The organism is Kocuria sp. (genome assembly GCF_030536815.1).
In the GTDB taxonomy this organism is placed as follows: domain Bacteria; phylum Actinomycetota; class Actinomycetes; order Actinomycetales; family Micrococcaceae; genus Kocuria; species Kocuria gwangalliensis.
On record NZ_JAUNPE010000184.1, the window covers coordinates 1 to 3,800 of the forward strand.

Here is a 3,800-nt window from a genome sequence, read left to right on the forward strand (position 1 = left end):
CTCGCACTGGTCATGCACAGTGCGATCTAGGCCACCCGGGGCCTGCTGCGCACCGCGTTCGTGGTGCCCTATGGATTCATCACCGTGGTGTGCGCGTTCGCGTGGTTCTACGCGTTCGACATCACCACCGGTTACGTCAACAACTGGTTCGACTGGGTTCCCGGTATCGGACCGGACTTCAACTGGTTTGCTTCTCAGGGTCCCGCGTTGACCATCATCATGGCGTCCGAGATCTGGAAGACCACCCCGTTCATCTCGCTGTTGCTGCTCTCCGGGTTGGCACAGGTTCCGGGGGAACTCTCCGAAGCGGCCCGTGTGGACGGTGCCTCCGCGTGGCAGCGCCTGACCAAGGTGATCCTGCCGAACATGAAGGCCGCCATCATGGTGGCCGTGGTGTTCCGCGCGCTGGACGCGTTCCGTATTTTCGACAACATTTTCATCATGACCCAGGGCCAGTACGGCACGGAGGCGCTCTCGCTGCTCGCGTATCGAACCTCCATCGGACGCCTGGAAATCGGCCTCGGCTCGGCGATCTCCGTGATCTTGTTCCTGTGCGTGATGCTCATAGCTCTCACCGCGATCAAGGTCTTCAAGGTGGATCTTGCCGGCAGTGGGAAGGGGAGGTAACCCGCCATGTTGAGCACTAAACAAAAGGTCGGATGGGCCATTGTCACCGTATTGGTGCTGATCTACGCACTGTTCCCGGTGCTGTCGATCCTGATGACCTCGTTCAAGACCCCTGCCGATCTGAGCTCCGGCAAGTTCTTGCCCGCCCAGTTCGTCACCGACAACTACGAGCAGATCTTCGTGGGCGACGCCAAGGATCTGTTCCTTCCCGCGCTGCGGAACTCGATCGGTATCTCACTGATCGCCACGTTCATCGCCGTGGTGCTGGCCACCCTGTGCGCCTACGCGATCGCCCGCCTGGACTTCCCGGGTAAGCGGGTCGTGCTGACCACCGCGCTGATGGTGTCCATGTTCCCGGTGATCTCCATTGTCACGCCGCTGTTCAACCTGTGGCGTCAGGTGGGCCTGTACGACACCTGGCTCGGTCTGATCATTCCTTACCTGTCCCTGACCCTTCCCATCTCCATTTGGACGCTGGCGGCCTTTTTCCAGCAGATCCCGTGGGACTTGGAGCGGGCGGCCCAGGTCGACGGCGCTTCCACCTGGCAGGCATTCCGCAAGGTGATCGTTCCGCTGACCGCCCCGGGTGTGTTCACCACCGCGATCATTGCGTTCTTCATTGCGTGGAACGACTTCGTCTACGGAATCGGTCTGACCTCCACGTCGGCGGCGCGCCCCGTGCCGGCGGCGCTGGCCTTCTTCACGGGCGCGTCGCAGTTCGAGGATCCCGCCGGTGCTATTTCCGCCGCCGCGATCATCGTGACCATCCCCGTGGTGCTGTTGGTCCTGGCTTTCCAGCGCCAAATCGTTTCCGGCCTGACCCAGGGCGCGGTCAAGGGTTGATCCCACCGGTGCCTCAACACTTCAAGCTCAAGCACAGTAAGGACTGAGTAGACATGGCAGCTATTACCATGCAGAACCTCGTCAAGAAGTACGACGACGGTTTTCCGGCGGTCAACGACGTCTCCATCGACGTGGCCGACGGTGAATTCCTGATCCTCGTGGGCCCCTCGGGCTGCGGCAAGTCCACGCTCCTGCGCATGGTCGTGGGACTCGAGGACATCACCAGCGGCGAGTTGCTCATCGACAGCGAGCGCGTCAACGACAAGGCTCCGCGCGACCGCAACCTGTCCATGGTGTTCCAGAACTACGCCCTGTACCCGCACCTGACCGTTTACGAGAACATTGCGTTCCCGTTGCGGTTGTCCAAGGGCGAGTTCTCCAAGGACGAGATCGACCGCAAGGTTCGGGCGGCTTCGGACACCCTGGACCTGGACGAGCACCTGGAACGTAAACCGGCCAACCTGTCCGGTGGTCAGCGGCAGCGTGTGGCCATGGGTCGCGCGATCGTGCGCGACGCCGATGCGTTCCTGTTCGACGAGCCGCTGTCCAACCTGGACGCCAAGCTCCGCGGCCAGATGCGCACGGAGATCGCGCAGCTGCAGCGCCGGATGGGCATCACCTCCATTTACGTGACCCACGACCAGACCGAGGCCATGACCCTCGGTGACCGCGTGGCAGTGCTCAAGAAGGGCGTGCTGCAGCAGATCGCGTCCCCGCGTGAGCTCTACGAACAGCCGGTCAACTTGTTCGTGGCGGGCTTCATCGGAGCGCCCTCCATGAACTTCTTGCCGGCGCGCATCGAGGGCAACGTGTTCAAGACACCCATTGGTGACATCGAGGTACCGCAGCGGGTGCAGCAGAAGGTGTCGGGCAAGAGCGACATCGTGCTGTTGGGTCTGCGCCCCGAGCACTTCGAGGACTCCAAGTTCGTGGACGAGGCCAAGGTGCCCCACGGCACCACGTTCGAGGCCGAGTTCACCCACACCGAGTGGTTGGGCAACCAGCAGTACGGCTACATCCAGTTCGAGCAGGACCCGGCCGTCAAGCACAAGCTGGATGAGCTGGCCAAGGACCTGGACGCGGACGAGATGCCTTCGCAGGTGGTTGTGTCCCTGGACGCCTCCTCCCGCATCCGCGGCGGCACGGCGGCCAACATCTGGTTGGACGCACGACGCATGCACGTGTTCGATCCCGAGACCGGTGAGAACCTCACCCGCGACGAGGAGGCCGGTGCGGAGTTGACCCGCGAGGCCACCGAGGAGCGCGAGGCGGAGATCGAGCGCGCTCGGCAGAAGGCCGACCGCGAGTCGGACAGTGGTGTTCGCAACGCCGCCGGCGACGGATCCGAGTTGGGTGGTCGACACCGCGCGGCCGGCGCGGCCGGGCAGGGCGGCAGCACCAGCGTCTGACGCCCGCCAAGCATTCATGACCGCCGACGCCGCGGTGAGACTCCTCCGGGACGTCTCACCGCGGCGTCGGCGTGTGTGCGGTTATTACTGGAACGTGGTCTGGACGAAGGTCAGCCAGACAACCAGCGCGATCACGAGCACCAGGGCCAGCGAGGACGCCGCGTAGCGCAGCCGCGGATAGCGCACGTGCCAGGAAACGAGCGCGGGCCAATGCGTGCTGACCTGCTCGGGGGTGGCCTGTTTGAAGTTCACGTGCTGCGCGCCGGACAGGTCCGCGAAACTCTTGAGCGAGGTTGTATCCCACACGATTCCGTCGAGCGCCATGGCACGCTTGCCGGTCTCGGTCACGAGCCACAAGTAGGGCCTGCCCCGGGGCTTACCCGATTTGGGGCGCGGAGGCAGAAGTTTGTCCACCGTGACCACCTGATGGACCCTGTCGCGGGGTACGGCGTGGAATCCGATCCAGCGCGACTTGAGGAAGTGCGTCCGGGTGATCACCGTCAGCGCGGGGCGCAGGTACCCGTAGGCAATGACCCCTCCGGCCAAGGCCAGCAGGATCAGCACCGCGATCACGGGCCCGCGCGGGCGGCGGTAGTACAGCGCCAGCAAAGCCACGGCCACTAGGAGAAATGGAGGCACGGCGGCCCAGATCCGGCGGCCGTACGAGGTGATGCGCGGGTGGAAGACGTGCTGCGGAACCGAGTACTTCTCCGGAACCTGTCGGACTGTTTCTGCCATGGCGTACTGAGATTCTCCCGCTGACGTCGGTGTGGGCCCGCACCAGCTTAACCGGCGCAGCACACTGGATCGGACGGTCGGATCGCCGGATCGCGCCATCTAGCGACTCGCACCTGCCGATGGACTAACGTGATGATTCATGGAACGAACCGACCGCGTACTGAAGGCCGTAGGGGCATGGCT

General features: G+C 63.9%; 3 protein-coding genes and 1 pseudogene. 3 read left to right on the forward strand and 1 reads right to left on the reverse strand.

Features of this window, described 5'->3' with window-relative positions; translation table 11 throughout:
• From Q4E95_RS11730 to Q4E95_RS11740, 3 genes and pseudogenes are all read left to right on the forward strand, one after another.
• Positions 1-627, forward strand: a pseudogene (locus Q4E95_RS11730) (carbohydrate ABC transporter permease); the annotation flags it as partial.
• 6 nt (positions 628-633) lie between these two features.
• Positions 634-1,470: a carbohydrate ABC transporter permease gene (locus Q4E95_RS11735; RefSeq protein ID WP_303383479.1), complete on the forward strand. Its 837-nt coding sequence runs from the start codon at positions 634-636 to the stop codon at positions 1,468-1,470.
• Between the two features lie 53 nt (positions 1,471-1,523).
• Positions 1,524-2,879 (forward strand): ABC transporter ATP-binding protein, encoded by a 1,356-nt coding sequence (locus tag Q4E95_RS11740; RefSeq protein ID WP_303383480.1) that lies wholly within the window; start codon positions 1,524-1,526, stop codon positions 2,877-2,879.
• An 84-nt stretch (positions 2,880-2,963) separates the two neighbouring features.
• Here the strand turns inward: Q4E95_RS11740 and Q4E95_RS11745 are convergent, their stop codons facing one another.
• Complete coding sequence (locus Q4E95_RS11745; RefSeq protein ID WP_303383481.1) at positions 2,964-3,617, reverse strand: hypothetical protein; 654 nt, start codon at positions 3,615-3,617, stop codon at positions 2,964-2,966.
• Positions 3,618-3,800 lie beyond the last annotated feature (183 nt).